Here is a 4,351-nt window from a genome sequence, read left to right as displayed (position 1 = left end):
TATAGTGATTTAACTACTACAGGAAATTCTATAGCAACTGAAATAGGTAAAAGATTAAGCTATGAAGAAGCAAAATCTATCGGTATTACTGATAGTGAATATCTAGGCCTTGCAGCAGATGAATTCAGATAGCACCGCCGCTACTGATCATACTAGTAGTAGTAATAGGAAAGGCACTGGTACTAGTTCCGATATAGGCTTAAGAATACCTAGTATACTCGGAATAACAGTTACATCAACTAATCAACATGAGCAGGATAAAGGTAAATCAGTAAACCAACAGCAATCATATAATGAAGCATTGTCTAAGATTAAGAGTGCTACTAAAAATGGCAGACTAAGCAGTGCAAATAGTAATACACAGTCACTTAGCAATAATCTAAATAGTAATTTTTCTGAGCAACAATCTGTCGGACAAGAAATCGCCCAAACTAAACAAAATATGCAGCAATTAAGCTATAATATGAATTATATAGCACAAAATTCTTCTTCTATTGATCGTAATTTAAATGAACCGGTATTAAATGCAATAATTGCAAAAAATATTCCTGGAGTAAATAGCAAGGAGCAAGCAGCAGCGTGGGTGAGTACTCACACACAAGAAGCTGAGCAAATAGCTTTAGATATAGCTAAAATTAATAATACTATACCGCAAAACTTAAATTCTGAAAGTAATATCAATATCCCATCTAAAGAAAGCATGCGATCAACTTTTGATAAAAATACCAAACAATTAAGTGACCAAGCTAGTAATATTGGTAACAAAAAAAATGATATTTATGATAAAAAGTAGAAGATAAGAAGATGAAAATTCAAGATGAATTTGATAAAACTCCTGAATCAACGATTGTCAGAACTAGTGAGCAAATAGCAGATAATATTGGAATAAGTAGCAAGGCTATAAAGAAAAGAAACATTAAACTACCAGGCCATAAAAATGAAAATAATTGAGAAAAAATTTATGAAAAACATTGAAAAATTGGCACTCATATTTATCTTGCCACTGATATTTTGTAATGTTGTTTTAGCGGAAGACTATACTAATTCTACTAATACAAACCAACAAATAGATCAACACATTCAAATTCAAGATCCTAATATTTTAGCTGAAGAATATTTTAATATTGGTAGAGCATTTTATAAATTAGGAAAATATGAAGAAGCAATGAACAATTTTGATTTGGCAATTAAATATAATTCTAGTTTTGCAGAGGCATATAATAAAAAGGAGTATCGTATAAAAAATTAGGTAAATACCAAGAAGCAATCATGTTATATGATATAGCTCTAAAATATAAGCCATATTTTGCAACAGCTTATAATAATAAAGGCAGTGTGTTAAATGACTTAGGGAAATATCAAGAAGCAATTAATAATTTTGATCTAGTTCTAAACTACAATCTAAAATATCCAGAAGCATATTACAATAAAGGTATATCTTTAATAAACTTAGGACAGTATCAGGAAGCAATAGAAAACTGTGATCTAGCTGTAAAGTATAAACCTGATTATGCATACGCTTATTATAATAAAGCTACGTCCTTAATGCAGCTAGGAAAATACCATGAAGCAATTAGAAGTTTTGACGCAGCTATCAAATATAAGCTTGATGATGAAGCAACATATGGTTTAAAGGGATATGCATTCAGTATATTAGGTAATCATCAAGAAGCAATTAAAAATTATGATTTAGCAATTAATTACAAGCCAAGCGATGCAGCAGCATATTGTAACAAAGGCACATCTTTGAGAAAATTAGGTAAATACCAAGAAGCCATTCACAGCTACGACTTAGCTATTAAGCATAAATCTGATTATGCTGAAAGTTACTTAGAAAAAGGCATTGTTTTAGTTAATTTAGGTAAACAAAGAGAAGCTAAAGAAAATTTTAACTTAGCTCTTAAATACAAACCTAATCTTATAACAGAATACGAAAAAATAATTAAAGGTTTAAAAAAGTTAGGTAACAATCTTATGGCTGAGGATTTTGAACAGAAATTGCAGGTATTAAAAGATAATTTATAAACTAAACTTTATACAAAGATTATATCAAAAATATTATGATAATTTCAATAATAGCAACTATTTATGAGCTATCATAATCAAAATAATTTTACTCGTGGTTCACAAATTTTTGCTCATCAAATGAGAATGCTTGGGCAAGGCAGTATTAATGCTTTAACAGTTGGATTGGTATTTACTGTATCTTGGCTAATATGGCAAGTATTTCAGAAATTATCTTTGATAAGTCTATATTATTTTATCATAGAGCGATACGTACAATTAAAACTTGCTATAGGAGAATATTTTTATTCTATAAATCAAATAGGTATTAAATTCTATTATTTAGAGCAAAAAGCTTGGGTTTACCATAATGCTGAAGAATTTGTTCATAAATTTTGGCATGTTACACCGCATTCGCATAATATCAATCAATTTGAGCAATTTTTATTGCATTCAGCTTGGCAAGAAAGTATTATTACTTTTACTATTGGTCTATTTACTGCTATCATCTTTTTTATGTATCGAGGTAAAAAAGCTGTTATCCAAGATAAGATTAGGGGAGCAGATTTTGTCGAAGCAGGTATTTTAGCAAAAATGCTTTATAAAAACAAACAAGCTGCTAATATTTGCTTTTCTGGATTACCATTGGTTAAAGATAGTGAGAGAAGACATATTCTTATTACCGGTACTACAGGTAGTGGTAAAACTAATATGTTAAATGAGCTATTACCTCAGATTAGAAAAGAGGAGGTAGAGCAATAATTGTTGATTTAACAGGTAGCTTTACTGATAGATTTTTTGATCCCAAATGTGATAAGCTACTTAATCCTTTGCAAGAGAATAGTTCAGCATGGTTACCATGGAATGATTGTCATGAAATTTGGGATTATAATGATATAGCCAGTAGTTTTAGCAATTATAATCCCAAATTAGATGATTTTTTTGCAAAAAGTGCTGAGTTAGTATTAGCTGAAGGATTAAGATTATACCAGGATAGTAAAGACATCAAAAAGCTAATAAATACTATTCTTTATGCAAATAATAAGGAATTTGTTAGGATCTTTAAAAACAGTGCAGTAGCCGGTATAATTAGCAGTAGTGCACCTGAGACTTCTTCAGGTATTCAAGCAACTATTAGTAAAAATATTGAAGCTCTGCAACATTTAAAGCCTGATGGTAGTTTTAGTATTAGAAAGTGGTTTACTGCGGACAAAGGTTGGTTATTTATAACTAGTACTCCTAATCAAGAGTAATGCTGACCACTTATTCTGCATGGATTAGCATAGCGATAAAAGCATTAATGAATAGGAACATCAATAATACTCATAGTAATATGTGGTTTGTGATTGATGAGCTCCAGCACTGCAAAAGATATCTTCACTCCCTATAGCTTTAGCTGAAAGCAGGAAATATGGTGGCTGCGTTGTTGCAGGTATGCAAAATTCATCAATTAGAGGAATATATGGTTGCGGAGCAGCTTCAATGCTTGATCTATTTGGTAGTAAATTTATTTTTCGAGTAGTGACGCAACAGCACATAAATCAGCTTTAATGCTTGGTGAGCAAGAAATTATTGAAACTCAAGAGAATCTCTCTTATGGTCTAACTCCATGCGTGATGGAGTAAATATGCACAGCTTAGAGAAAAGGAAATTATTAGTAATGCCTTCTGAAATCATGAATCTACCAGATCTTACCTGTTATGTAAAACTTGTGGGTAATTTCCCTATTACCAAACTTAAAATGAATTTACAAACTTGATTTAAATCCAAAAACATAAAAGCCATTTTAATGGTATTTTTAAAAGATTTCAATTGTTTGATAGGGGAGATTTACCTTATAAAGAAAAATCCTATTATAAATGTGTAATAGTTGAGATTTTATCTTACATTTAGTAAAATAAATTAATTATTAAATGGAGATAAAGAAATGCACTTAAATCAAAAAATAATAAAGCCAAAAATAGGATTACTAGAACTTGCTAAGAGCCTTGGTAGTATATCATCAGCATGTAAAGCGATGGGATATAGTAGAGACAGTTATTACAGATTTAAAGAACTGTATGAGACTGGTGGCGAAGAAGCGTTATATGAAATTAGTCGCAGAAAGCCAATAATAGCCAATAGAGTTGATCCAGCGATAGAGAAGGCAGTAATGGATATGGCAATAGAATATCCAGCATATGGTCAGCTAAGAGTATCAAATGAGCTTAAGAAGAGTGGAATACTTGTATCACCTGGAGGAGTGAGATCAATTTGGTTACGTAATGATTTAAACAACATAAGTAAAAGACTTAAAGCATTAGAAGCAAAGATGGCTCAGGATGGTATTGTTCTTACTGAATCTCAG

General features: G+C 30.9%; 1 protein-coding gene and 3 pseudogenes. All 4 read left to right on the top strand.

Annotation, left to right across the window (positions count from 1 at the left end):
* Positions 1–951 (top strand): annotated as a pseudogene (locus tag RAT170B_RS07620) (conjugal transfer protein TraG); the annotation flags it as partial.
* A 10-nt stretch (positions 952–961) separates the two neighbouring features.
* Positions 962–2,025 (top strand): annotated as a pseudogene (locus tag RAT170B_RS07615) (tetratricopeptide repeat protein).
* 63 nt (positions 2,026–2,088) lie between these two features.
* Positions 2,089–3,763: pseudogene (locus RAT170B_RS11935) on the top strand (type IV secretion system DNA-binding domain-containing protein).
* 168 nt (positions 3,764–3,931) lie between these two features.
* On the top strand, positions 3,932–4,351 hold a 420-nt coding region (locus RAT170B_RS07595; RefSeq protein ID WP_045806070.1), incomplete at its 3' end, for a helix-turn-helix domain-containing protein.

It is taken from the genome of Rickettsia argasii T170-B (assembly GCF_000965185.1).
GTDB lineage: Bacteria > Pseudomonadota > Alphaproteobacteria > Rickettsiales > Rickettsiaceae > Rickettsia > Rickettsia rickettsii.
This window is presented reverse-complemented; position numbering and strand designations above follow the sequence as displayed.